The 25,663-nt window shown below is 49.8% G+C and carries 19 protein-coding genes; 9 read left to right on the forward strand and 10 right to left on the reverse strand.

The window, feature by feature from the left end; all coding sequences use genetic code 11:
* Positions 1–24 precede the first annotated feature (24 nt).
* From ICL55_RS21825 to ICL55_RS21840, 4 genes are all read left to right on the forward strand, one after another.
* Positions 25–1,662: a TldD/PmbA family protein gene (locus tag ICL55_RS21825; protein WP_188101321.1), complete on the forward strand. Its 1,638-nt coding sequence runs from the start codon at positions 25–27 to the stop codon at positions 1,660–1,662.
* Positions 1,663–1,672: 10 nt separating this feature from the next.
* Positions 1,673–3,007 carry a TldD/PmbA family protein gene (locus ICL55_RS21830; RefSeq protein WP_188101324.1) on the forward strand — a complete coding sequence of 445 codons (1,335 nt, stop codon included), beginning with the start codon at positions 1,673–1,675 and terminating at the stop codon, positions 3,005–3,007.
* A gap of 210 nt (positions 3,008–3,217) precedes the next feature.
* The gene (locus ICL55_RS21835; protein ID WP_188101326.1) at positions 3,218–4,852 is read left to right on the forward strand and encodes a TldD/PmbA family protein; all 1,635 of its coding nucleotides are present in this window, start codon (positions 3,218–3,220) and stop codon (positions 4,850–4,852) included.
* A 3-nt stretch (positions 4,853–4,855) separates the two neighbouring features.
* Positions 4,856–6,193: a TldD/PmbA family protein gene (locus ICL55_RS21840; protein WP_188101328.1), complete on the forward strand. Its 1,338-nt coding sequence runs from the start codon at positions 4,856–4,858 to the stop codon at positions 6,191–6,193.
* Between the two features lie 111 nt (positions 6,194–6,304).
* On the opposite strand, the gene ICL55_RS21845 is transcribed toward ICL55_RS21840, so the two are convergent.
* Positions 6,305–6,721 (reverse strand): hypothetical protein, encoded by a 417-nt coding sequence (locus ICL55_RS21845; RefSeq protein WP_246496480.1) that lies wholly within the window; start codon positions 6,719–6,721, stop codon positions 6,305–6,307.
* A gap of 100 nt (positions 6,722–6,821) precedes the next feature.
* Here ICL55_RS21845 and ICL55_RS21850 point away from each other — a divergent pair, with 100 nt between their 5' ends.
* The 3 genes from ICL55_RS21850 to ICL55_RS21860 all read left to right on the forward strand — a co-directional run bounded on the left by ICL55_RS21850 (position 6,822) and on the right by ICL55_RS21860 (position 9,093).
* Positions 6,822–7,640, forward strand: coding sequence for an alpha/beta hydrolase (locus ICL55_RS21850; protein ID WP_188101330.1), 819 nt, complete (start codon positions 6,822–6,824; stop codon positions 7,638–7,640).
* 103 nt (positions 7,641–7,743) lie between these two features.
* Positions 7,744–8,100 (forward strand): hypothetical protein, encoded by a 357-nt coding sequence (locus ICL55_RS21855; protein WP_188101331.1) that lies wholly within the window; start codon positions 7,744–7,746, stop codon positions 8,098–8,100.
* Between the two features lie 3 nt (positions 8,101–8,103).
* The gene (locus ICL55_RS21860) at positions 8,104–9,093 is read left to right on the forward strand and encodes a hypothetical protein (protein ID WP_188101334.1); all 990 of its coding nucleotides are present in this window, start codon (positions 8,104–8,106) and stop codon (positions 9,091–9,093) included.
* Positions 9,094–9,269: 176 nt separating this feature from the next.
* On the opposite strand, the gene ICL55_RS21865 is transcribed toward ICL55_RS21860, so the two are convergent.
* Positions 9,270–9,986 carry a 3-ketoacyl-ACP reductase gene (locus ICL55_RS21865; RefSeq protein WP_188101336.1) on the reverse strand — a complete coding sequence of 239 codons (717 nt, stop codon included), beginning with the start codon at positions 9,984–9,986 and terminating at the stop codon, positions 9,270–9,272.
* Positions 9,987–10,091: 105 nt separating this feature from the next.
* On the opposite strand from ICL55_RS21865, the gene ICL55_RS21870 reads away from it, so the two are divergent.
* Together ICL55_RS21870 and ICL55_RS21875 are read left to right on the forward strand one after the other, a co-directional pair.
* Complete coding sequence (locus tag ICL55_RS21870; protein WP_188101339.1) at positions 10,092–10,961, forward strand: aldose 1-epimerase family protein; 870 nt, start codon at positions 10,092–10,094, stop codon at positions 10,959–10,961.
* Positions 10,962–10,969: 8 nt separating this feature from the next.
* Complete coding sequence (locus ICL55_RS21875; RefSeq protein WP_188101341.1) at positions 10,970–11,644, forward strand: hypothetical protein; 675 nt, start codon at positions 10,970–10,972, stop codon at positions 11,642–11,644.
* Between the two features lie 394 nt (positions 11,645–12,038).
* On the opposite strand, the gene ICL55_RS21885 is transcribed toward ICL55_RS21875, so the two are convergent.
* From ICL55_RS21885 to ICL55_RS21920, 8 genes are all read right to left on the reverse strand, one after another.
* The gene (locus tag ICL55_RS21885; RefSeq protein WP_188101346.1) at positions 12,039–12,701 is read right to left on the reverse strand and encodes a hypothetical protein; all 663 of its coding nucleotides are present in this window, start codon (positions 12,699–12,701) and stop codon (positions 12,039–12,041) included.
* A 9-nt stretch (positions 12,702–12,710) separates the two neighbouring features.
* Positions 12,711–16,964: an RHS repeat-associated core domain-containing protein gene (locus ICL55_RS21890; protein WP_188101348.1), complete on the reverse strand. Its 4,254-nt coding sequence runs from the start codon at positions 16,962–16,964 to the stop codon at positions 12,711–12,713.
* Positions 16,965–16,976: 12 nt separating this feature from the next.
* On the reverse strand, positions 16,977–17,312 hold the full coding sequence (locus ICL55_RS21895; RefSeq protein ID WP_188101350.1) for a DUF3592 domain-containing protein: 336 nt from the start codon (positions 17,310–17,312) through the stop codon (positions 16,977–16,979).
* Positions 17,313–17,335: 23 nt separating this feature from the next.
* Positions 17,336–18,682 carry a hypothetical protein gene (locus ICL55_RS21900; protein WP_188101352.1) on the reverse strand — a complete coding sequence of 449 codons (1,347 nt, stop codon included), beginning with the start codon at positions 18,680–18,682 and terminating at the stop codon, positions 17,336–17,338.
* Between the two features lie 3 nt (positions 18,683–18,685).
* On the reverse strand, positions 18,686–20,527 hold the full coding sequence (locus ICL55_RS21905; protein ID WP_188101354.1) for a type VI secretion system Vgr family protein: 1,842 nt from the start codon (positions 20,525–20,527) through the stop codon (positions 18,686–18,688).
* A 381-nt stretch (positions 20,528–20,908) separates the two neighbouring features.
* Entirely contained in the window at positions 20,909–21,412 is a 504-nt protein-coding gene (locus ICL55_RS21910) for a hypothetical protein (protein WP_188101356.1), read from the reverse strand.
* A gap of 62 nt (positions 21,413–21,474) precedes the next feature.
* The gene (locus ICL55_RS21915) at positions 21,475–24,600 is read right to left on the reverse strand and encodes an efflux RND transporter permease subunit (protein ID WP_188101358.1); all 3,126 of its coding nucleotides are present in this window, start codon (positions 24,598–24,600) and stop codon (positions 21,475–21,477) included.
* Between the two features lie 10 nt (positions 24,601–24,610).
* The gene (locus ICL55_RS21920; RefSeq protein ID WP_223151544.1) at positions 24,611–25,660 is read right to left on the reverse strand and encodes an efflux RND transporter periplasmic adaptor subunit; all 1,050 of its coding nucleotides are present in this window, start codon (positions 25,658–25,660) and stop codon (positions 24,611–24,613) included.
* Positions 25,661–25,663: the final 3 nt, after the last annotated feature.

A 25,663-nucleotide genomic window follows, 5' to 3' on the forward strand; every position in this document is an offset into this window, starting at 1 on the left:
TAAACCAAACCGGAGGACTTTCATTTGAAACGTAAAGATTTTATCCAGCTGTCCGCTATGGGGCTGGGAGCACTTGTCCTGCCGAACTTTTCCGCTTTCGGCACACCCGTCGACCCATCACGTTTTCTGAATGATGGCCTGGACGTAAAAATCAAGAAACAACTGGCAGATGTGGCGCTTAACACCGCCCGTAGCAAAGGAGCCACCTATGCGGACGTACGTATCGGCAGGTATCTCAACCAGTTTGTCGTAACCCGCGAAGCCCGCGTGCAGAACATCGCCAACGCGGAATCCTTTGGCGTAGGCATCCGCGTGATCGCCAACGGCTGCTGGGGATTTGCTGCTACGAATGTGGTCACCAAAGAAGCGATCGCTAAAGCTGCGGAAAGAGCGGTGGCCGTGGCGAAAGCTAATTCCCGCGTGACGACCACACCGGTACAGCTGGCCCCGCAAAAAGGCTACGGCGAAGTATCATGGAAAACGCCCATCGTACAAAATGCCTTCACCATTCCGGTGAAAGATAAAGTGGACCTGCTCCTGAATGTGAACAGTATCGCCATGACAGGCGGCGCCAACTTCGTCAATTCCGCCATCCTGGCCATCAATGAACAGAAATATTTCGCCTCTACAGATGGCTCTTATATCGATCAGGATATCCATCGCCTGTTCCCCACTTTCACCGTCACTAAGATAGACCGCGGCAGTGGTAAATTCGAAACCCGTAAATCACTCAGCTCTCCGGTAGGCATGGGATATGAATACCTCACGCCTACGGCAGATAATAAAGTCGGCGGTATCGTGACCCGTTACAAAGACCGGTACGATATGCTGGAAGATGTAAAAAATGCGACCGCAGATGTTGACCAGAAGCTGAAGGCCAAATCAGTAGAGCCAGGCAAATATGATCTGGTGCTCGATCCTTCCCACTTATGGCTCACCATCCACGAATCAGTGGCGCACCCTACGGAACTGGACCGCGTACTGGGCTACGAAGCCAACTATGCCGGTACCAGCTTCCTGACGCTCGACAAATGGAAGTCACGCAACTTCCAGTTTGGCAGCAAACTGGTCAACGTAGTGGCAGATAAATTACAGCCCGGTTCCCTCGGCGCCGTAGGCTACGATGATGAAGGCGTGCAATGCGGTAAGTGGGACCTGATCAAAGACGGCGTGCTGGTCAACTATCAGGCTATCCGTGATCAGGCGCACATCATCGGCCTCGATCACTCGCAGGGATGCTGCTACGCGCAAAGCTGGTCTGATGTGCAGTTTCAGCGTATGCCCAACGTATCGCTGCAACCCGGCAAAGAAAAACTCAGCGTGGACGATCTGATCAAAAACGTGGAAAAAGGCATTTACATCATCGGCGATGGCTCCTTCTCTATTGATCAGCAACGGTATAATTTCCAGTTCGGAGGACAGACATTCTACGAAATCAAAAACGGAAAAATTGCCGGTATGCTGAAAGATGTGGCCTATCAGGCCAACACACAGGAGTTCTGGAACAGCTGCACGGCCATCGCGGACAAGAGCGACTACCGCCTCGGCGGCGCTTTCAATGATGGCAAGGGACAGCCCGGCCAGTCCAATGCCGTGTCCCATGGCAGCTCCACTACCCGTTTTAATGGTGTAAATGTTATTAACACAGCAAGAAAAATCTGATCTAACGCACATGGCTATATTAAAAAAAGAAGAAGCAAAAGCATTACTGCAAAAAGTGATCGCTCACTCCAAAGCAGATGAATGCGAAGTGTCGCTCCGCGGCGAAGAAGGCGGCAATATCCGCTATGCGCGTAATGCCATTTCTACCGCAGGAGATATCGACAATACCACCCTGTCCGTAACGTCTTACTTTGGTAAGCGCTCCGGTACCGCCACCATCAACGAATTCAACGATGCCGCCCTCGAAAGGGTAGTACAGCGCGCAGAAGAGCTGGCGCGCCTCGCACCGGAGAACCCGGAATATATGCCGCTGCGCGGTCCGGCAGATTTTAAGGACTCCAAAACCTACGTGCCGGCTACAGCAGCCATCACCCCCGACACCCGTGCAGACGCGGTAGCTAAGAGCATACAGGTGGCAAAAGAAGCGCAACTGGAAGCTGCCGGTTTTATTGAGAACACCACCAGCTTCTCGGCCATACTCAACTCCAAAGGACTGTTCGCCTACGATACAGATACCAACGTGGTGTTTACCATCACTACCCGCAACAGTGCCGGTACCGGCTCTGGTTTCGCGGCACGTGGGTATAACGATATCAGCCGCCTGGATACGCTCTCCGCTACCAAAACAGCGGCAGCCAAAGCCAACAGCTCCGCCGGCGCCAAAGCGATAGAGCCAGGTAAATACACGGTGATACTGGAGCCGGTGGCCGCTACCTATATGCTGGAAAATATGTTCCGCGGCCTCGATGCCCGTAACGCGGACGAAGGTCGAAGCTTCATGAGCAAACCCGGTGGCGGCAACCGTATCGGGGAACAACTCATGGATGATAAGGTAACGATCTACTCCGATCCCTTCCATCCCGATCTGCCTGCCTCTACCTGGAACCGCGATGGTTTCCCCCTGGAAAAAACAGCCTGGATAGACAAGGGCGTGGTGAAGAACCTCGTATATTCCCAGTACTGGGCCAAAAATAAAGGGGTGCAACCAGTACCGCAGCCATCCAATATCATTATGGAAGGCGGCAATGCTTCACTCGAAGAGCTGATCAAAAGCACGGAGAAAGGGATCCTGGTGTCCCGCCTCTGGTACATCCGCCTGGTAGATGCGCAGACATTGTTGTTGACAGGACTTACCCGCGACGGGACTTTCTACATCGAAAACGGTGAGGTCAAATACCCGATCAAAAACCTCCGTTTTAATGAAAGCCCCGTAATCATGCTCAATAACGTGGAAGCACTCGGGAAAACGGAAAGAAGCATCAGTATTGAGTCTTACCGGAGTTACCTGATTCCGCCGATGAAGATCAGGGACTTCACCTTTACGTCGCTTTCCGACGCTATCTAAAAGATTATCTTGATTGAATTGATGGATGTTTTGTTCGCTGTAACTTGTTATCTTTAAAAATAATGAAGACAGCCAACGGGACATCCATTTTTTTTCGATAACACATCACCCAAATTCTTAACGCCAAATACGCTCCCATGTAACAACGCTCAACACAACGTACTAATCCCTTATTGCTAACATTCAGATCACTCCTTTAATCCTGCTATAATGAAAAGAAGAGAATTTCTCCATTACACAGGCCTCGGACTGGGCGCAGGGCTGCTGTCCCAGATCCCGATCATCGGAAAAGCGGTTCCGCTGGAAGCTCCCTGGTACACCATCGACGTGGCGAAGAAAAAAGAGCTCGCCGATGTGGCCCTCAATGCTGCCCGCAGTAAAGGCGCTACCTACACCGATGTACGCATAGGCCGTTATCTCAACCAGTTTATCATCACCCGGGAAGACAAAGTGGAAAATGTGGTCAACACAGAATCCTATGGCATCGGTATCCGTGTGCTGGCCAATGGCAGCTGGGGCTTTGCCTCTACTGACCAGATGGACAAAGACAGCATCGCCCGCGCTGCCGCCACGGCGGTGGCTATCGCCAAAGAAAATGCCCGCCTGCTGACCACTCCCGTTCAACTGGCCCCGCAAAAAGGTTATGGCGAAGTAAGCTGGAAAACCCCCATCGAAAAAAATGCGTTCGATGTGCCGGTGAAAGAAAAAGCAGACCTGCTCCTGTCTGTCAGCGATGCGGCCATGAAAGGCGGCGCTGATTATGTAGGCTCTTTTATGTTCCTCGTAAATGAACAGAAATACTTCGCTTCTTCCGACGGGTCTTACATAGACCAGGATGTACACCGCATCTGGCCTACGTTCCAGATCACCAAAATCGATAAGGCCACCGGTAAGTTTGAAACACGCAACGCCCTCAGCTCCCCCCGCGGCATGGGCTATGAATACCTGATTCCCCGTGAATCAGATAAAATAAGAGGCGTAACAACGTTATACCGTGACCGTTATGATATGCTCGAAGATGCCCGCCAGGCAGGTACGCAGGTAGGAGAGAAGCTGAAAGCGAAATCGGTAGAACCCGGAAAGTATGACCTGGTACTCGATCCTTCTCACCTGTGGCTTACCATTCACGAATCGGTAGGACACCCGACAGAACTGGACCGCGTACTGGGCTATGAGGCCAACTTTGCCGGTACCAGCTTCCTGACGCTCGACAAATGGGAAACCAAAAAATTCCAGTTCGGCAGCCCGCTCGTCAACATTGTGGCAGATAAAACACAACCCGGCTCCCTCGGCGCCGTAGGATATGATGATGAAGGCGTGGCCACCCAGAAATGGGACCTGATTAAAAACGGGGTGCTGGTCAACTATCAGGCCATCCGTGATCAGGCGCATATCATCGGCCTTAAACAATCACAGGGTTGCTGTTATTCCCAAAGCTGGTCAGACGTGCAGTTCCAGCGTATGGCCAACGTATCGCTGCAACCCGGCACCGCTCCGCTTACACCGGCAGAACTGATCAAAAATGTGGAAAGAGGCATCTTCATCGCAGGCGACGGCTCTTTCTCCATCGACCAGCAACGCTATAACTTCCAGTTCGGCGGCCAGCTCTTCTACGAGATCAAAAACGGTCAGATCGTAGGCATGCTCAAAGATGTGGCTTACCAAAGTAACACACAGGAATTCTGGAACTCCTGTAAAGCCATCGCCGATAAGAGCGACTACCGCCTCGGTGGTTCCTTCTTCGACGGAAAAGGCCAGCCTTCACAGGTGAGCGCCGTATCCCACGGCTCAGCGACTGCCCGCTTCAATGGCGTAAACGTTATTAATACAGCTAGAAAAATTTAATATATGCCGATACTCACTAAAGAAGCAGCACAGGCATTATTGAAAAAAGTGCTTGCCTATTCCAAAGCAGACGAGTGCGAGGTCACCCTTTTTGGTGGCGACTCCGGCAATGTGCGTTATGCCCGTAACGAAGTATCCACCAGCGGCGCCAACAGCAGAAACATGCTGGTCGTTAATTCCGCTTTTGGAAAGAAACTGGGCACTGCCACCATCAATGAATTTGATGACGCCTCCCTCGAAAAAGTAGTCAGAAGGGCAGAAGAACTGGCCCGCCTGGCGCCGGAGAATCCCGAATATATGCCCATCCTGGGGCCCCAACAATTTGTGGAGCCCTCTGCCCAGTACAACGAGAATACAGCAGCAGTGGACCCGGCCTATCGGGCAGACGCGGTGGCGAAAAGCCTCGCTATCACCAAACAAAATAAACTGGTGGCAGCAGGTTACCTGGAAAACAATGTCGCTTTTTCCGCTATCATGAATTCCAAAGGCCTTTTCGCCTATAACAGTTCAACGAATATTAATTTCAGCATTACTGTCCGCTCAGAAGATGGTACCGGCTCCGGTTATGCATCCAAATCATACAACGATGTCCGGAAACTGGATGCCGGCAAAGAAACCAGCATCGCGGCACAGAAAGCCAGCGGCTCCAGAGGCGCCAAAGCCATTGAGCCGGGCAAATACACCGTGATCCTCGAACCGGCAGCTTCCATCGTACTGATCGAACAGCTCATCGGCAATATGGATGCCCGTAGCGCAGAAGAGGGCAGGAGCTTCCTCAGCAAAGCCGGTGGTAAAACCAAGCTGGGCGACAAACTCATGGACGACCAGGTGACCATCTATTCCGATCCCTGGCATCCTGATATGCCAACCGCCTACTGGAACAACGATGGCAGGCCTCAGGAGAAAACTACCTGGATCGATAAAGGTGTGGTGAAAAATATGTACTACTCCCGCTATTGGGCCCAGAAAGACAATGTAAAGGCCATTCCTTCTCCCGATGCATTTATCATGGAAGGCGGCACCGCTTCTCTGGAAGAGCTGATTAAAAGCACGGAGAAAGGTATCCTGGTAACCCGCCTGTGGTACATCCGCCCGGTAGATCCACAAACACTGTTGTTTACAGGGCTTACCCGCGACGGAACTTTCTACATCGAAAATGGGGTGATCAAACATCCGGTGAAAAACTTCCGCTTCAACGAAAGTCCGGTGATCATGCTCAATAACGTAGAAGCATTGGGCAGACCGGAAAGGGCTGTCAGCGGAGAAAGCAACCAGAGTGCCATCCTCCCGCCGATGAAACTGCGTGACTTCACCTTTACCTCTTTATCAGATGCTATCTAGAATGACGAGTTAGGAATTAGGAGTTACGAATGACGAATTAAGGGCTTCTTTTTAGATCGGTTCATTAGTAGCCTTTCTATAAGGAAGCCCTTAATTCGTAATTCGTCATTCCTAGTTCGTCATTAATTCCTCGGTTTCTTTATGTCTGGGTTGATACCAGATATAATAGTAAGCTAATAACAGCAGGCCAGACACAAACGGGATTAACGCCAGATGTTTGTAGGTAATCTCTCCCCATACTGACAGCATATCAAAGTGGAAGAACTCGCTGATCATCCAGTAGGAGTTGGCCGTTATCCATAAAGAAATAGCCACGTTGTGGCACAACTCCGACATAAACTGCCGTGTGCGCCAGGCAATCACAATGGAGATGATCAGCGTGGGAAAGATCATGGCCACACCCAATGGTTTCCAGATCATACACCAGCTGATATCTTTTAATAACCAGAATACGATATGCAGGTTTTCCATTTTTCGGTAACTCAGCGGAATGCTGTATACCGGAGACTCTTTGGTGTCTTCGCTCATGCTGTGTGTCAGATTTAAGTTGATATGACCGCAAAAATATAAAAACAGCTGCATAACAGGGCGAAATTTTGCATGAGAATAAATGTTTATATTCGCTGGCATGAACGAATTTTACTGGTCATTCCGGAATACCCGCTTTCACGGCGTCAGCTGGATACCTGAGCACTTCAGCCGGGTGATGATCATCGTGCATGGTATCGGTGAAGAGGTAGGACGGTACGATCATGTGGCCCGTTTCTTTAACGGGGAAGGGTATGCGGTGCTGGGCATCGACCATTACGGTCATGGTAAGAGCGATGGTAAGCGGGGCGCTACGCCCGGCTTCGAATATATGTTCGACTATGAAGCGGCTTTTCTGGCTTATGTCAAAGAGTTGTACCAGCAGCCCGTGGTGATGTACGGACATAGTATGGGCGGTGGCTTGCTCACCGGCTTCCTCTTACGCAGGGGCCCTGATATCATGGGGGCGGTTATTTCCGCACCGGCGTTGATTGTGGCCAGGCGTCCCGGCAGTTTCCTGCGTGGCCTGCTGCGGGTACTGAACAGAATAGTGCCTAACCTGCGGTTAAATCAGGGGCTTGATATCACGAAAATATCCCACGATACGGAAGAAGTAGAGAAATTCCGTCACAACCCGCTCCGGCATGACAAAATGAGCGTGCGTCTTGCCAGTGATATGATCCACAACGGCCTGTGGTGCCTGGAGCATGCCCGGGCCCTGACAGTACCTGCCCTGCTGATTCATGGAGGAGAAGATGAATTTACCGCGGTAGATGGCTCCCGGCTCTTTGCAGAAAGAGCGCCGGCCAGTCTGTTGACCTATCGCGAGTGGCCCGGCGATTACCATGAGCTGCATAATGAAATAAACCGTCAGGAAGTGCTGCTTTTTGTAGCAGGATGGTTAAGTGCTTTACGCTAGTGCAGATACTCTGCGTAGTAATCATTTACCTTCGTAACAACATCTCCTGAAAAGGAACCCCAAATTCGTAATTCGTAATTCGTAATTTGTAATTGATTATCCTATGGCCATCAGAAAACGAAAGGAGAGTGCCGACCTTACCGTTAACCCGGGATCGGACGTTATTCTCAATATCACTATCGGTAACGCCCAGATTGGTGCCAGCGTGGTGCGATTCGACAAAGACACTGATGCCCTTGCAAAAGGGGAAATCCGGAATCTTCGGCTGGGCGCCGCGGCAGACCTGAAAGGCAAAACACTGAAGGTGACTACCAACGTGCTGGACACCAACAGCCTCACCAACGGTATTGTCGTTACCTATGCTTTCAGCACCTGTACGCCCTCTGTTATCCTTTATCAGGATGAAGTGAAGACAGACGGAGATATCATGTCTTTTTTGCTGGACTTTAATTTTAAGTAAACCATGAAAAAGTTATTCTGGTGGGTGCTGCTCCTCGCAATCGCCCATCCCGGCTATGCCCAGTTAAAGGATTCCCTGAAGATATCCGATATGACCATGCCTTCGTCGCCGGGACTTATACTGGCCGACAAGGCGCCGGCAGCTATCGATAAACCCAGCAATCCCAAAGCCTTTGGGATCAGCCTCATCAACCTGTGGCAGGGCGGCGCGATAGATGTAACACCCTACTGGCTGACGAACAAACCAAACCTTACTTTTGAACGGTATCTGAACAACAATTTTCCGATACTGCAAACATTCAACATATCGGCCGCTACTTTCAGAACGGATACCACTACCAGCATCTCCGCCGGCTTCCGCACGCAGGTGTTCCGGTTTTATTACCGTCGCAACCGCGAAGCGATGCTGCAAAAGAAAAAGGAAATAGAAGCCCTGCTGGCGGTAGAAGATCCATCACAACTGGATACCGTGGCCCTGGCCCAAAAGAACGCAGAACTACGCGATATGTTTGACGTGCAGCGCAACAAAGGCCTCGTCATCGTGGAACTGGCCGGCGCATTGGCCGGCAGCGCGCCGGGCAACCGCTTTAAAGAGCTGGCCTCCAATCGCTCCGGCATATGGACCAACATCCGCTGGGCGCCAGGCAAATTTCCGCTCGATTTCATCGCCCTCGGCCGCTACATCTGGAACAGCCAGGACGTATCTATCGGCAGCTTCCCCTATAATAGCCAGCTGCTGGACTACGGCCTCTCTGCCAACTACCAGAAAGGCCGTTTCGACCTCTCCGCTGAATATGTGAACCGCCACGATCTGAAAAACGGCCAAAACTACGACCGCCTCGCTTTCGTTACCAACTTCATGATCAGCGACAGTTTCTACGCCGTAGCTGCCTTCGGTAAAAACTTCGACCGCATGGATAACATCCTCGCCATACTGGGCATCAAATTTGCGCTCTCTAAAGAAATTGTACGTCTTAATAACAGCCGCCACTAACTAGCCCATTATAAAATAAGCCCCCGGTGAAATCTTCACCGGGGGCTATCTGTTTATTGTCATGTCATAAACTCCGCGCTGCGTTATCCCACTACATCGCGCGCCAGACAATCTCTAAGCCTAAAGAATTTGAACATCAATCGTAGCCCGGGGCTTCAGCCCCGGGATCGGGGCCATTACGGATTCGTAGACCACATGGAAGCGGTCTTCAGCACCACCCTTCTGTTCATCTTCAGTTGCGCTACCATCAGCTCTGCCAGGTCTTCCGGCTGCAACACCTTCTCCGGATTGCCATCCGTCAGGTTCAGCTCTTTGGCCATATCGGTGGCGATAGTGCTCGGCGTGAGCGCGCTGACGCGGATATTATGTTTTCTCACTTCCAGCATTAATGATTCGGTAAGACCGAGCAGCCCGAACTTAGAAGCGCTGTAGGCGCTGGTGAGCGGGGCGCCACGTTGGCCGGCAGTAGAAGAGATATTGATGATATCGCCGGTTTTACGGGCAATCATATCCGGTAATACGGCACGGGTGACGTAGTATACGCCGAGCAGGTTCACCCGGATGATGTCTTCCCATTGAGTGGGCGTGAGGTCCATGAAACCGCCGAAAGCCGCAATGCCGGCGTTGTTGATCAGAATATCGATGCTGCCCAGTTGTTGTGTGAGACTGGCAACGGCTTTGTCTACTTCTGCCATCACCCCTACGTCGGCGGTAGCGTAGGCCGCTTTCACACCCATATCAGTGAGGGTTGCAACGACCTCCTGTAACGGCCTTTCGCTGCGTCCTATTAAAGCAATGTCTGCCCCTTCCTGTGCCAGCGCCACCGCTACAGCACGTCCAATACCTTTACCACCACCGGTGATCAGTACTTTTTTTCCTTGTAATGATTCCATATGAAACTGCTTTTGAGAACACAAAGATAACATGCATGAAGCGAACAGCAGGCAGGGGAACGCGTTAATTTTTGTTTATCTTCGTTTTTCTAAGGCTTTACACGTATGATAACTATTTCCAACGATCAGCTGACTATCTCGCTGGCTGCCGCCGGCGCCGAACTGCAACATATCATCCGCAAAGACAACGGACTGGAATATCTCTGGAGCGGCGATCCTGCCGTATGGGGCAAAAAAAGCCCGGTGTTATTCCCCATTGTAGGCGGGTTAAAAAATAATACCTACACATATAACGGTAACACCTACACGCTGGGAAGGCACGGGTTTGCCCGTGAACAGGAATTCGAAGTGCTGACACAAACTGCCACGGAAGCGGCTTTCCGGTTGGTCGACAGCGAGGCGACCCTCGCCGTATATCCCTTCCGGTTCGATTTCCGTGTCCGCTACGTACTGGAAGCAGATACGCTGAAAGTGACCTACCACGTGCAGAATACAGATAACAAAGAATTGTTGTTCTCCGTGGGCGGCCACCCGGCATTTAAAGTGCCCCTGACAGAGGGCACAGACTATGAAGACTATTTCCTTACCTTCAACAAAACCGAAACAGCCGGTCGCTATCCGTTATCACCCGGCGGACAAATAGAACTGCAACCAGTGCCCATGCTGGACCATACCCAACACCTGCCGCTGAAAAAGTCATTGTTCCTGGAAGATGCCCTCGTCTTTAAAGAACTGGCCTCCGATACCATCAGCATCAACAGTAGTAAAACACCGCACGGCCTCACCGTAACGTTCGGCGGATTTCCTTTTATGGGCATCTGGGCGGCGAAGAACGCGGATTTCGTATGCATCGAACCATGGTGCGGCATCGCCGATAATGTAGCGGCTACCGGTGAACTGGCGGAAAAAGAAGGCATCAATCGGTTGGCGCCCGGCGCTTCATTTGAACGTACCTGGACAGCGACCTTTTTCTAAATAATACCATGAATTATAAGATCATCCAGGATGAAGAAGCCCTGAAAGCTTTCATCGACTGGCTTCCTGCGTGTAATGAGCAGGAACAGTACTACCTGTCGCTGCTGGCCCGCACCAAATATCTGGAAGAAGGCCACGGTTTTAAATCAGATAAACAACAACTGAAACGGTTCACCAGCAAAAAAGAAAATATGCTGGAGAAAATCCGTCAGCTCGAATGTGCCGTAGGCGCCTATACCCAGCGGGGAATGCCCATTCCGCAGGAAGCGCTGGCATTGTATATCAGCATCAATCCACGCGATCTGTGGAAAGCTACTTTCGCTTCCCTGGTCACCTTCGCGGAAAATATTCAGGCGAATGCCAGCGCGAAAAACCCACATCAGGAAGTGATGAGCGCTATTCAGCAATCCTGCAGCAATAAGTATTACATCGATATTGACGTGGATGCAAAAGATCCGGCTATCCTGGAGAAAATAAAGGAATACGTCAATCCTTCCTGCCTGACAGTGGTGGAAACAAGGGGCGGTTATCACGTATTGGTGGAACTGGCAGCATTAGACCCCGCTTTCCGGAAATCATGGTATCCCAATATTATGAATCTGCCCAATGTAGATCAGAGCGGAGATAATATCATTCCGGTGCCGGGGTGTACACAGGGCGGGTTTACGCCGAGATTTATTTAAACAGAAGGGGGCACCTCAGGAGCTATGGAATAAACTGGTAGCTCCTGAGGTGCTTTTGATCTACTAAAATGGCAGATCTTCAAAATCGAAAACATCATGTGGTAAATCTGTTACATCCCACGATTCGGGATGTTCGTTTATAGCCTTCACCAGATTCGGGATGTTTTTGAAGAGAGGATTTAAATTGATCTCATCATGAGACAAATAACAGACTTGTTGCTTTAAAATGATTTTCCACCAGGAAGATCGTCACCACTCCTTTGGTGTCGACCATTATTTCTTCGGGCACATTTTTTACACGAGCTCTTTCCAGTATGTGATCGGGAACACCTACATTTTCAAACCAATTAATTTCTTTTAGATTCATCATCCATCACCTGATTAAAACTATCGCCTACTTCTTCTCAAAATAGGAGACTATTTTTTGTGCAATGTCCTGCTCGGGATTGGGCGACTTTCTATAGTCGTAAAATCTTAAAAGGCCGCCTTCAGCATATTTGTTGACCAATGCAGGTAACTCATCGGTCGTCCATTTTTTTGCGTTTGTCAGGTAAGCTACGATATAAGCAGTAGCGTAGGCATCTTTAAGACATAACAGAAAGTCTTTGTTGTCGAAGTAGGATAATAATGACTTGTAGTCTTTGCAAAGCGCTGTTGCCAAGGGTAACACAAATGCATCAATGTCCGAAAGGATATTGGATACTACCTCTTCCGGTTTTACAGCAGTACATACGATGTAACGATCATTTCTGTTTACTGATGACGGTAAAATATACATTTCTTTTCCTGAGAACAACAACGGATGGTCCATTGTGCTTGTGCCCGTCTCCTTTTTGATACGGTATATCTCGGTATTATTGACTACTAAGGAATAACTGATCATAAAAGCTCCTATCTCTTTAATGCCGGCTTTTAAAACGTCAAACATTATTTCAAAGCTACTTTCATTTTCAAATGTAATTTGCATTCTGTCAGGTCGAAAAGCAGACGTAGCAGATAATGCTTTATACTTTTCCTCCAGTTTAGTTGATAAGAGTTTTAATGTTTCTTTTTTCATAGTTTAATTTTACAAATCATACCAGTTTGTATGAAAATTAACATTATTTAGTGTTGTACCTTTCGATACTGAGCCGGTTGGTTGATTCGTACCGGTTGCAATACCATCGAGTTTAGTTTGATTCCCTGTGCTGAGGGTTGCATTGGCAGTTTTACCTTTTGTTAAATCGAGGTTACTATTGCCGGTTTTGTTGCTATTGGCGGTACTATTCTTATCAAATACATTAGCACCGGTCTGATTAGGGGTATACTGGCTGTTGCCATTTTTTACCTCAAAAACATGGATCTCTCCTGTTACAGGATCAAATGCCACAAAATCAGCCCGGATTCTGCTTCCATTCACTTCCATGGTAACTTCTTCGCCAATTATTTGTAGCCCCTTATTGTTTATATCCTGTTCGGCTTGTAGTCTGCCTTTGTCGGCGCTGCAACTTTGCACAGACAACCCCAAAATATCCACAAACTCATTAGGATCATTAACATAACCATATAGTGTCGGGTTATTTCCACCCAACCTGATCGGGTCCTGGCTAATATATACCCCCTCTTCAGGGTTGTAATACCGGAACCGGTTATACGCCAGTCCGGTTTCCGTGTCCAGTGTCTGGCCCTGATAAAGATAATTACAAAAACCGGCTTCTCCATGAAGCATGCGGGTATTTCCGTAACTATCTATTTCCCGCTGCCATATCAGGTTGCCTGTTTCATCATAACCCTGTATGGGAGTGCCTAAGTGGTCTGTTACAATACTGTACTTTTTCGTGCCTTTTATTTTGGCGGCCGGCGCAAAATTGTGATGGTTAAACACCCAGGTGATGACATCGTCCGGTGAACTGTCTTTCGCATCAAATTCTTTCCATTCATGCAAAGGCTTTTGTCCATCCCATACCCATTTGGTGATGGTCTGTTTATATTTTTTTTCAATCCTTCTGCCTAAAGCATCGTATTTAAAACTGACGGTCTCTCCGTCGGGGCGTAGTACATTCTCCAACATGCCGGCAGGGTTCCATCGGTATTGCCACACCCGTCCATTGCGTTCTTCCTTGCGTACCATGTTGCCGAGCTGATCATACTGATAGGTGGCATTGGGGCTTCTCAACAGCCTTCCGCCTTTATCATAGCGCCGGTCTGTTTGTTGCGGGGTTTCAAACAGGTTACCCACGGCATCGGGCATACGATATTCCACGCTGCCATCGCCGTAGATGACTTCGGCCAGATTGCCATAGGTATCGTGCTTAAACTGTTTGGTGCCGGTGGTGCTGTCGTGTATGCCCGCCAACCGGTCGCCGTCCCAGGTATAACGGCGCTGTAGGCGTTTATTGTTCTTTTCGGTGATCTGATCTACCAGCCGGCCGGCAGGATCGTAATGGTTTTGCTGGACCACCTTCCCGGTCATGGCGCGTTCGGTTATCTGACCGCGGGAATTGTATGTCAGCTGTGTGCTCCAGCCATTGGCTTCCATTTGCTCCAGCCAGTTCATGGTGGGGTTGTAATGGAGGTCGAGCTGTGCTCCCAGGCTGCTTTGAAGTTGGGTGCGTTGCCCCAGCAGATTATACCGATGATGGAGGATATGTTCGTTACTTTGTTCCTGCGCTATCCATCCCATCAGGTTACGTTGTAACTGCACGGTGGCATGGCCGTTCTGCGCACTGATGAGCTGCGCCATCGCATTGTAACCAAAGGTTTCGGCACTGCCGTCTGCCTCGTAATACACGGTGGCAATACGTCCGGCAGCGGTATACTCATATGCCTGTTCGCTGCCATCGGGAAGGGTGGCACGTACCACCTGCCCGCCGGCATTGCGCAGGAAGCGCCGGACCAATCCGTCAAAACCGGTTTCGGTCAGTACGTCGCCTTCGCTGTCCAGTTCGTAGCTGTATACTTCCCGGTGTTCGTTGATGACACGACGTAACTGTCCTTCTGTATCATAGGTGAATTGAATCTGGCTATCGCCTTGCTGGCGCTGGATAACATCTCCGAAAAAGTTATAACGCAGGGTAACCGACTGGTGCCGGTCACTTACGCCGATGGCATTGCCCATACTGTCATATTGCAACTTCACGGTATTGCCATTGTTACTTTTTATCCAAACGGGTTTGCCCAGCAAGTTGTATCGCCGTTGTAATTCCGCTCCTGCCGGGTCTGTAATATCAGTGACCCGCCCCAGGCAATCATAAACATACTTTACCGTGGCGCCGTTGGCCAATACGATGCTGCTGAGGAGATTTTGTTTGTTGTATTGTAGTTGGGTAACGGCTCCCAGCGGATTGATGACCTTATTTACCTGGCCATCCTGGTAGGCAAACTGTGTCACGGCCCCCAGGGGATTGGTACGCTGCAACAGGTTGCCTGCCGCATCATAGGTATACGTCCAGATCCCGCCGTTAGGCTGGGTAACGGTAAGCGGTTGCCGCAAATCATTGTAGGTAATGGTCAAAGAGCCCTGGCCCGGAAGGTGCAGTCCGGTCAGGTTACTACTGTCGTCATAATCATAGGTGGTGGCGATACCCAGCTCGTTGGTGTCAGACACCAGGTTGTCTGCCTCGTCGTACACAAATAGTCGCGCTGCTCCGTAGCTGTTGACGATCTTGCTGACAATACCATTGGCATGATAGTAGGTCTTCTGATGTTTCAGGCTGTTGGTGGCCACCGTATAGCCGTCAAAGTATTCGAAGGTATAACTATATAAGCCAGCCGGCCCCAGCGCTGCAACGCAGCGGCCATGGCGGTCGTAACGAAACGTAAATTCAGTGCCATTGTTAAATCGGCGGGCGATGATATGCCGGCCTTCCCAGCTAAACGCATTGTGATATCCTTCTGCGTTATACATCTCCTTCAGGTTCCCTTTGTCATCATAGGTATAACGCATCATCTCCACCAATATCCCCTGGTCGCCTAATTCCGGATGGGGCGCTTGTATGGTGGTGATCAGGTTTTGGTCGTTGTACCGGAAAAAAATATCCCGGTGGGCACTGTCGATAATTTTTTCCAGCAATCCGTCCTGGTTGTAATAAAACCGGATGATAAACCCGCTGCGGTTCGTAATACTGCGCAGTTTAGCATGGCCTTTGTCTTTATAGCCGGCACGATAGAAATGATACTGCAGGCCGTTTTTGTGGCTTACATAATATTCGCCGGTTTCGGTACAATGCAGTTCATATTTTTCTTTAGGGTGATAAAAGCTGGTACCACGTTCCAGTATGGGAAATACCACCGGTCTGCCTGCGGTGTCGCTCATCACGACGGCTTCATCTTCGTCGCTCACCAGCAAGGTGATGTCATAGCTATGGTAAATATTTTTGCCCAGCGGACCATCATAATGGCTGTCGCTGTAGTAGTTGGCGTTCCAGGTAAAAGGAATAGGCCCTGGCAGACTAAAGCCTTCCAGATGGCTGGCCATATGGCCGCTGGCCGCATCCACCGGCTCTCCCAGGTAGGTGCAGATAAAGGGCTGGACTGCCGCTCTGAACTTGCTGAACTGCGGAAAATGGGCCTCCATTTTAGCCAGTATGCGGGTCAGTAATTTACCCAGCATCTTTAAGGCGAACTTTAATCCATGCATCAGCCCCATGAAAAGCAGGGCGTTCAGCAGGTCGGAGAGCTTTAGTTGTTGCTCTTCTTTCATCCCCCCGATCATCACCGGCTTGCCGATAGGTAATACTACCATAACGGCTGTGAGGAAGTTGAGATAGAAGCCGCCGGTAGGGTTATTCATTAATATTTTGCCTACATCCTGACAAGAGTACGCCCTGCACAACCAGGTACTCTGGTACATCCCCTGGCTGATAACGGTTTTACTTCCATGTGAAAGTTGCCCTTCATGCGGGTGAAAGAACTTTGGCAACAGAAACAACGGGTGCGGTAACACGGAATGCAGCAGGTTGATTTTGCTGACAATTTTGCCCAGCCCCTTCAATTTGCCCAGGAAAGGTGGTACGGAAGGCAATCCCCACAACGCGCCCTGCGCTACCCCTTTATGCATCCCGTTGAAATATACCGATCCGCCGGTGGGTACATTTCTGGCTAAAGTGAAACCGCCTTCATCACTATACACGGGCATAGCCGGTATGGTGACATGGATATAGTCCATCGGGTCAAAAATCAGGGCGGCAAAAGGAGTGATAGGGCAGGGGGTAAACGGCCAGGGGACTTTCAGCATGTGAAAATCCAGCCCCAGCACTATATCAAAGTGTTTGGCGACGGGTTGGGGGTCAATGGGGGCCTTGGGGGATAAGGGGTCGTTTTTTATCTGAATGTATGCCATCTGTCAGGATGTTTAGGGTAATGATCTTACTACTTCATCACCGGGGTTATCAGGGTTATAATAAACAGTTACAGTATCGCCTGGTTGCAGCTCTTCTCCTAATGTGATGTTGGAAGCAGTATATTTTTTGCCATCTTTGGCGGTGAAAACAAGGTGGTAACGGGTGGGCTTGGCGCCATAGCGACTTACCCTGCCGGCCAGTTTGTCGGTGATGGAAGCGGTTACGGGCAGGTAGTTTTTATACTTCTTTTTGTCCGGCTGCTGCCGTATAAAGCTCCAGGCAGTGTAAGCCAGGGAAATTAACACTACTACTGCAATAACATAAACGATCGATTTTGACTTTTCCATTTTCAGTTTTTTAAAAAATACGGTTAATTGTTATCAGCGCCTGCATAGGTCTGATATGCTTTGTGGTTCCTGATCCTGTACTGCCAGTCGGTCCCCCATAGCTCATTCATCAAAGGCAGGTGTTGGGTTAGTCGCGGATCATTTAACTCGAGCATATCTCTTGCATAAAACAGGGGCATTGGGTTTTCTTTCAATTCTTCTGCAGGCATCTGTATAAGCAGCTGCCAGCCGGATAATAACGTGGCCGCGGCGGCTTTGTTGCCTTCTGTGCGGCGCTGACAGGAAGCCAGCATCTGGTATAGTCCTGCCAGCATCATAGGGTTGGAATCCTTACGGTCCAGCGCCAACGCTGCTTTATATATATTGGCCGCTTCGGAAAGGTTTTTGTCGAAATAATAGAGATTGCCTTTGGCGATGCGGTATTGAAACTGTTCCTGGTTATTTTTTGTCAACCCTTTCAGTACTGCCTCGTCGCTCAGGCGGATAGCGGTATCAATGCTTTCGAGGGCTTTGGCCTTGTCAATGCCGGAATAGAAATTATGCAGGAAGAAGTAAACAATCGCTTCCTGTTGCAGCCATCGGTGCCGCTGGGTGATGGTACAGCATTCTTTTTTGTAAAATAACACATCTTTTTCACTGGAATAGGTAGAGGCTTCATTTAGCTTGATCAGGTTTTGCTGAAACCGGATCATGTCTATTTCTTCGGGAGACGTCTTTTTCGCTTTGGCCTCTTCCAGGATCTGGTCCATGGCGCCGGGTATGTCCAGGTCTGGCTTTATGTACCTGGCCTTCGCATTATGTTTGACGAGGTCTTTATATAATGCCGCTTCTGTGTTGTCGTACAGCATAAACCTTAGTGATACGGGAATTTCAACGGCTGCCAGCTGGGTCATCCATGCTGTTAGCTGGTCGAAATCGCTGACCTGTTCCGGGAAAAGCGCGATGGCCAGTATTTCCCTGCGGCCGTCTATGTGTAAGGCCGCTGCCAGCGAGGATAAGGCAGCCACCAGCTCTTTGGGGGTGACCGCTGATTTTTCGGGATAAGGATGTTCCCATATCACCTGTCGGCCATAGTCCGCTACAAGTTTGCTGTCCTGATTAAACTGCTGAAAATATCCATGCAGCTGTTGCAATAAGCGCCAGGCGTAGGCCCCTCCATCTCCGTCGAATGGTTGAGGATATAACAGGAACACGTCGGGGAGCGTTTTCTCCGTAGATGTCTGAAACATCACGAAGCCCTTAATGGTCTTGTATTCTACCAGATTAGCCCCCATGATGGCGAATACCCGCGCCTCCGGATGGGTCTTTACTTCCTGGCTCCATAAATCACTGAGTTGCAGCACGCGCTGCATAATGGCATTGTTCTGCATCCCTTAGTTGATATTCACTTTTGAACCTACAAGAAAAGACTCACCGCCTGCCTGCATAGTGAGTTTGCCGGCTGTTCCCACTTCCATCTCTTCTTTGGAAGCGATACTGCATTTTTGTTTGGCGCCGATATTGATCTGTGTCGGTTCTATCGAAAATCCGGAACCGTTGAAATCATTCCCGTTAACAGTCCCGGATCCCATGGATACCATCTCGGAACCTACGCCGGACACTTTCTTCGCCTTCAGCATGATGTCCTTTTCGGCAGCGATCATAATTTCTCCTTCCTTATTTAAAGTGATGGAGCTTTTGCCTTTTTCCCCTTCACCACATATCAGGGCAATGGTTACTTTGCTCTTAACCGTGATATTCCCGGCGCCGTCCATCTTCATATGATTACCATCTTTGTCTTCCACCAATACGCTGCCATCTTTATCATTCAGGATAATTTTGTTCCCGCTCCTGGTTTGTAGTGCTTTGATATCGTTGGCGGCGTTGCCGAAACTGTTATTGGCCTGTCCGTGATACACGGCGCCGATGATGTAAGGTCTGATGGCACTGTCGCCTTCAAAGCCAACAATCACCTCTTCCCCGGCTTCGGGGATAAAGAACATCCCTTTCCCGCCGCCGGCATGAGGCGTGGTGACCCTTATCCAGGGCGTTTTTTCTTCGCCGTTCATCCAGTGGAATTTCACACGGATCCTGCCCAGGCCTTTGGGGTCGTGGTTGTCGGTTACAATAGCGCTCTGGGCTTCACAGACCGGCGCTTCCGGAATGGCCACCGGCGGCAGTTTAACGGAAGACGGAATAGCGGTGAAATGATTACTGTATTCTCCTTTGGTGTCCACATAATGATGGCTGGAAGTCACCAGGTATTCTCCAAACTCTTCTGCGTCGCCATTGAATACGTTGTTACCGCTGATGTCGATCCTGGCTCCTGCTGCTACACCGGGATGGCCGCTTTTGCCGGTAAGCCGCACCATTTTGCTGCTCTCCATCGCGTTGTACAGCGTGGCCATATCGTCCTGCTGTTTTTTACTACTGGAAAAGCGGAAATTCCATTGCTTAGGCTGCGTACTGTATACAGCCTGCGCTTTTTCATATACTTTTTCGCCCAGGGAGTTGAGCCCCGCTTTCTGGCCTACGTTTTCACTTTTAGGCAGACTGGTATATAACTCACTGTTGTGATAGTCCCAGCCCATATACTGCATCTGCGCCGGCCGGGCATTCAGGTTGATGCTGAAGTCACTGAGGGAGCTGCCGTATACCAGTTTGGTTTTGGTGTCACCGGGCGGTGGACCGATAATCAGACTACGGCCATCCCAGAACATCCATTCTCCGCTTTCTGCGGTCAGCCTTTGCAAAAATGTCCATGCTGTTTCCTTGTATTGTACCACGTATTCAAAAGGCTCTTTCTGCAAAGGGTCCACTTTGGCGGCCAGCTGGTTCTGTGGAAAATATTTCAACACGTCCTGTGCAATGTTTTTCAGTGATTTGTTTTCCCATGTTTTACAGTGTGGGCCACTGTCCAGCATGATGGTAGGGCTATAGCCGGAAATAATAACGGCTCCGTAATCGCCGTTAACACGGCAGGTCTCCACACTGGTGACAATGCCGTTAAACAGCAGGTCTCCTTTAAGCCCGATACCGGATATATGCGCTCCAAATGCAGCACCGATCATTTCCCGTGAGGAATTGAAAATACCTGTTATACCATCAATTGTCTGCGCCGGACAGATAAATTCAAACTGATGATGATCAAATATGGTCTGCTTAAGTGAAAAGGCGCTGAACTGTGGTATGGGATTACCATTTATACTAAATATAGTATCAGTGAGCTGGGACATACAGTGGATTTTTTTATGGTTAATACAACACTTTATGCATGTTATGAGGGTTACCCGAAATCAAATACGTTTTACTTCAATTCAAGATACAGTATTAAACATTTTCCCTGCGGAGAGCCTGGCAGTATGAAATATTGGCCAGAAGTAATTAGAACTGCTAATGATCCGGGCGTTAACAATCGTAAGTTTGGTATAAATGTAAATAAAATAGGTGGAATTAAAATTTTCAAGTTAAAATACATATGCCCGGTTACGTTAACATACCGGCATTTTCGGCAACGGAAGGGATAAAAAAACATTGGGGCCGACCTTTTCCGGTCAGCCCCAATGATATACACGTTAATAAATGACGTCAATCGCCAGATATCAAAATGACTACATTTAAAAATTATATCCTGCTTTCAGGCCAAAGAATCCATGGGTGCCATCTTTGAACCAGGCTTCATATTTACCTTCCACATCCAGGCCCAGTAAGCGGATGCCAATGCCGGGAGCGAACAACGCACCCATACCATTGTTATAGTCACCGGTGAAGTTGACAGTACCACCTTCTGCTTTTACATACAGGATAGATATCAGATTGTAACGAAGGCCCAGTCTTACCGGTATGGCTTTCACAGAAGCATAACTGATGTTGTTATCGCTTTTACCTTTAAAATACATAAAACCGACGGAACCTACTGCGGTCAGACCGGCCACCAGTTTTACGTCAGCACCCAGCCCTACGCCGAAACCAGACTTGTGGCTGTTGCTGAAATCACCGGTAGGAAACCCGCCTTCTACATAAGGACCGATACTGAATCGCTTTAACTGTGCCTGCGATTGTTGTGCACTAATGCATACCGTCAACATGACTGCGATAAACGCCAGGATGTTTCTTTTCATAAGAACAAATTTTCAGAGGAAATGGTGGTAGTAATCGTAATAGTCCCAAAAATAAGGAAGAATTACGAATTCAGCACCGCTTCCTTCGGAATAGACAGCTGATGCCCATGTCCGTTGCCGTTATGCTCCGGGGATACCGGTTGCTCAGCAACTATTTTCGGGGGAATCAGCTTGTACACTACCGGCGTAACAATCCTCGATAACAGGGTAGAGCTGATCAGCCCTCCTATCAATACAATGGCCAGTGGCGCAATCATAGGATTGGTAGAGATAGCAATGGGTATCAGTCCCCCGATGGCGGTCAGTGATGTTAACACAATCGGGAGGAACCTGATCTCACCAGCTTCCCGTATAGCCTCTTCCAGTGATTTGCCCTGTGTGCGTAGCTGGTTGGTGAAGTCCACCAGTAAAATGGTATTCTTCACTTCAATACCCGCGAGGGCTATCAGTCCCACGATGGCAATAAAGGAGAGGGAGTTGCCGGTCAGCCATAGTGCCACGGCCGCGCCCACAATCCCTAACGGTATTACGGACAGCACGATCAGTGTGCTCTTGAAAGTTTTGAACTCCAATACCAGCACGGCAATGAACAGGAAGATGGTCACAATGATGATACTCATAAAACCACCGAAAGAATTGTTCCTGCTTTCCACTTCTCCCCCCATTTCGTAGGTATAGCCCTTCGGAAGCTGCAACTGGTCCATCTGCCGGATCACATCATTGATCACACGGTCGGGCAGAAATCCTTTTTTTACAAAGGCACCTACCGCCACCAGCCTGTTTTTCTCCTGATGATTGATACTTAAGGGTGACGTCTCCAGTTTCACGCTGGCTACCTGCGACAGCGGAATGGCGGTACCGGCCGCATTGTTGACATACAGGTCCCTGAATACGTCCAGTGTGGGTTTGCCGCTTTTTTGTTTGGTGACCAGGATATCGTAATCGGTATCGTTTTCATCATTATACCTGCCCAGATTAATACCGGCGATGGCTAAACGTACTGCCCGGTCGATATTGACGGTAGGGATGCCCAGCTGCTGCGCTTTTTCACGGTCGATGTTCACACGGATATCTGATTTCAGTGTGCTGACCGGATTATTGATATAGATGGTGCCGGGCGTTTTCTCCAGCATCCTTTCCACCCGTCCGGCCAGTGTACGCAATGTGTCCAGGTTGTCGCCAAACAACCTTACTTCCACCGGAGCGGTAATGGGAGGGCCCTGCTCAAAGTTCTTCACTTCTACCTTGGCGCCGGGATAAGGCGTCCATTTTTTGCGGAGTTTTTCAATGAGGGCCAGTTTGTCATCCGGACTGGTATTGGGGTCCAGCTGGATAAAGAGCTGTGCATAATCGCTATGCTCATTTTCCTGTACTTCGTTGTAATAGATGCGGGGATTACCTTTCCCGATGTTGCTGGCCACATAACGGATACTTTTCTCCTGTTTGAGCGCTTTCTCCAGTTTTTCCACAATGCTGTTGGTATAGGCGAGGTTCGACTGGGGCGGTGTGAGCACATTGATCAGAAACTGCGGCTTCTCCGAAGCGGGGAAGAGGCCGAATCCCACTGCTTTCATCAGCACCATAGCACCGCCGAAAAGCAGGAGAGACACCAGAATGGTCAGCACCGGACGATGCAACGCTTTATCCAGTAGCCTGGCATAACTGCCATGGATCAACTTTTTCAAAAGGCGCATAAAGATATTGCCATCAGGGTTGCCACTGTGTGGTTTCAGCAGGCGGCTGGCCAGGAAAGGAATGATCGTGAGCGATACCACCATGGAAGCGAGTACGCTGAAGATCACTGCCAGCGGCATACTGCGGATAAAGTCGCCGCTGCCTTCCGGCAGGAACACCAGTGGCATAAAAGCAATGATGAGCGTAGCGGTACAACCAATAACGGCCATGCCTATCTGAGAAGTGGCCTTCAGGGTGGCTTCCATTCTGGAATGTCCTTCCAGCATCCAGCGCTCTATGTTTTCAATCACCACAATACTATCATCTACCAACAGACCGAGTGCTACTACGAGGCCTACGATGCTGAGCTGGTTCAGGTTGTAGCCGAATAGTCGCAGCAATACCACACCAATGGAAAGCGATAACGGAATAGAGATCATCACAATGAGTGCCGGCCGCTGACCTAACGGCAACAGGGTAAACGCTACCAGTGCGATGGCGATCAGGAAGTCTTTGCCCAGGCCGCTCAACCGGTGGTTCACGGCTTCAGCCTGATCAAAATATTGCACCATGTCTATGTTGGCGGGCAGCGTCTTTTTAAACTGTGCTATTACCGGTTTGTACAGCAGCTGTGTTTTGCTGATGTTCTCACCGGCTTTCTGTGCAGCCGATAGGCTGACGCTGCGGTGCCCGTTGAGCCGTGCGAAATATTTCTCATCTTCAAAACCATAATATACCCGTGCGATGTCTTTCAGGAAGATGTTTTTGCCATTGGCGGCCGTAACAATTGTGTTGCTGATTTCGTCGATGTTTTTGTAGTTGCCGCTGGTTTTGATATTGAAGCTTTTGTCGCCCGCATCGATGCTGCCGCCGGGGATATTGGCCATTTCTCCCTGGATGGCCGCCATCACGGTGCTGGCCGGAAGATGCAGCTGCGCCATTTTGTCGAGTTCCAGTTCTACGCGTACCTGCTGGTCGGGCAGGCCATGTATCTTCACATTTTTTAGGCTGGAAACTTTTTCCAGGTCTTCCTGTAATTTTTCGGCATAATATCGCAACTTATCTCTCGAAGCATTTTCTGATATCAGCGCTACCTGTAGCACATTCACATCGGAAGGCTCCAGTTTCTTTACTTCTATGCTATAGATGTCGGCGGGCAGCGAGGCTTTTTTGTTGTTGACTTCCCTGACCAGCTCCTGATATTTTTGGTCTACGTTGGATTCGTATTTGTATTCCACGCGTAGTACGGCCACCCCATCGCTGATGGCGGTACGCAGCCGTTTGATATCGGCGAGGCCGTAGATATCTTTTTCGAGCGGGTCTACTACGAGATCTTCCATGTCTTTGGGACTGGTACCGGGGTAGATGACCACTACGGTAAATTGTGGCGCCTGCATCTCCGGATCTTCGGAGCGGGGCATATTGAGAATGGTTGTGATGCCGAGCACAACGATCATCAGGAAGATGACGAGGGTGAACTGGTAGTTCTTGACGGCATAACCGGATATTTTCATGATGATAGTGTTATTGGATGATACGGATGCGGGATTCGTCTTTCAGGTAAGCGCTGCCGGAGATGATCAGGGCCTGTGCCTGTTCCATGCCCTGGCTGATGAGCACCTGGTCTTTCTCCATGCCGGCGATGGTGACAGGGATACGACGGGCGGTTTTATTGTCGTTGGTCACAAATACATAGCCGCTGTTGCCGTTGCCGTCGAGCAGGGCAGCGTAGGGAATACTCCAGGCAGTACCACCGCCGGTGCCACCTGAGGTGATGTGGCATCTGCCGAACATACCGGTGGCAATGGCGGCGGGCTTGCTGCCACTGAGCTGTACATCGATCACGAAGGTGCCGCTGGCGGCATCAATGCCTTCGGATTTGCGTGTGACGGTGCCGGTGAAAGTTTCACCCGGCAGGGAAGGGGTTTCAACGGTAGCTTTGTCGCCGGTGCTGACCTGTGCCCACTCCCTGTCGGTAACGCCTATACGGAGTAGCCAGTGGGCGCTGCGGGCGCCGTTGATCTGTAATACGGAGGTGCCTGCGGATACAAACTGGCCGGGGTTCGCGAGTTTGCGGAGCACGTAGCCGTCCTGTGTGGCGCGGATAGCGGAATAGCTTTTGTTGAACTGAGCGGAGCTGAGTTGTTGTTTGGCGATGTCCAGCGCTGTTTTGCTGTTCTGTAGTTGCTCCAGGGTAGCTACGCTGTCATTGTGCAGATTAAGCGTACGTTGATAGTCACGTTGTGCTTTCTCAAATCCCAGTTGTGCCTGCTGCACTTGTGCATCTATCTCGGTCAGGTTGAGGGTGGCCAGCAACTGCCCGTTATGCACGGCATCGCCTTCTTTGACGAGGATGGTGTGAATGATGCCATTGGTTTTGAAAGACAGATTCACCTCATCGTCGGTGGTGAACTGCCCGGATGCGTGGATGGACACGGCGCTGCCGCGTTTTTCCAATGGCATCACCTTTACCGGTATCACATCAGTGCTGTCTGCATTGCTGGCAGCTGTCTTTTTATCGCCGCAGGCAAACAGCAGCAGGGAGAGCGGTAGGAAAAGGAAACTATTTTTCATGGA

It is taken from the genome of Chitinophaga varians (assembly GCF_014529945.1).
Lineage (GTDB): Bacteria > Bacteroidota > Bacteroidia > Chitinophagales > Chitinophagaceae > Chitinophaga > Chitinophaga varians.

What these genes read in the sequence shown, in the direction of transcription:
- ICL55_RS21830 (WP_188101324.1), top strand. Translation starts at nt 1,673, where the DNA reads ATGGCTATATTAAAAAAAGAAGAAGCAAAAGCATTACTGCAAAAAGTG.
- ICL55_RS21835 (WP_188101326.1), top strand. Translation starts at nt 3,218, where the DNA reads ATGAAAAGAAGAGAATTTCTCCATTACACAGGCCTCGGACTGGGCGCA.
- ICL55_RS21840 (WP_188101328.1), top strand. Translation starts at nt 4,856, where the DNA reads ATGCCGATACTCACTAAAGAAGCAGCACAGGCATTATTGAAAAAAGTG.
- ICL55_RS21845 (WP_246496480.1), bottom strand. Translation starts at nt 6,721, where the DNA reads ATGAGCGAAGACACCAAAGAGTCTCCGGTATACAGCATTCCGCTGAGT.
- ICL55_RS21850 (WP_188101330.1), top strand. Translation starts at nt 6,822, where the DNA reads ATGAACGAATTTTACTGGTCATTCCGGAATACCCGCTTTCACGGCGTC.
- ICL55_RS21855 (WP_188101331.1), top strand. Translation starts at nt 7,744, where the DNA reads ATGGCCATCAGAAAACGAAAGGAGAGTGCCGACCTTACCGTTAACCCG.
- ICL55_RS21860 (WP_188101334.1), top strand. Translation starts at nt 8,104, where the DNA reads ATGAAAAAGTTATTCTGGTGGGTGCTGCTCCTCGCAATCGCCCATCCC.
- ICL55_RS21865 (WP_188101336.1), bottom strand. Translation starts at nt 9,986, where the DNA reads ATGGAATCATTACAAGGAAAAAAAGTACTGATCACCGGTGGTGGTAAA.
- ICL55_RS21870 (WP_188101339.1), top strand. Translation starts at nt 10,092, where the DNA reads ATGATAACTATTTCCAACGATCAGCTGACTATCTCGCTGGCTGCCGCC.
- ICL55_RS21875 (WP_188101341.1), top strand. Translation starts at nt 10,970, where the DNA reads ATGAATTATAAGATCATCCAGGATGAAGAAGCCCTGAAAGCTTTCATC.
- ICL55_RS21885 (WP_188101346.1), bottom strand. Translation starts at nt 12,701, where the DNA reads ATGAAAAAAGAAACATTAAAACTCTTATCAACTAAACTGGAGGAAAAG.
- ICL55_RS21890 (WP_188101348.1), bottom strand. Translation starts at nt 16,964, where the DNA reads ATGGCATACATTCAGATAAAAAACGACCCCTTATCCCCCAAGGCCCCC.
- ICL55_RS21895 (WP_188101350.1), bottom strand. Translation starts at nt 17,312, where the DNA reads ATGGAAAAGTCAAAATCGATCGTTTATGTTATTGCAGTAGTAGTGTTA.
- ICL55_RS21900 (WP_188101352.1), bottom strand. Translation starts at nt 18,682, where the DNA reads ATGCAGAACAATGCCATTATGCAGCGCGTGCTGCAACTCAGTGATTTA.
- ICL55_RS21905 (WP_188101354.1), bottom strand. Translation starts at nt 20,527, where the DNA reads ATGTCCCAGCTCACTGATACTATATTTAGTATAAATGGTAATCCCATA.
- ICL55_RS21910 (WP_188101356.1), bottom strand. Translation starts at nt 21,412, where the DNA reads ATGAAAAGAAACATCCTGGCGTTTATCGCAGTCATGTTGACGGTATGC.
- ICL55_RS21915 (WP_188101358.1), bottom strand. Translation starts at nt 24,600, where the DNA reads ATGAAAATATCCGGTTATGCCGTCAAGAACTACCAGTTCACCCTCGTC.
- ICL55_RS21920 (WP_223151544.1), bottom strand. Translation starts at nt 25,660, where the DNA reads ATGAAAAATAGTTTCCTTTTCCTACCGCTCTCCCTGCTGCTGTTTGCC.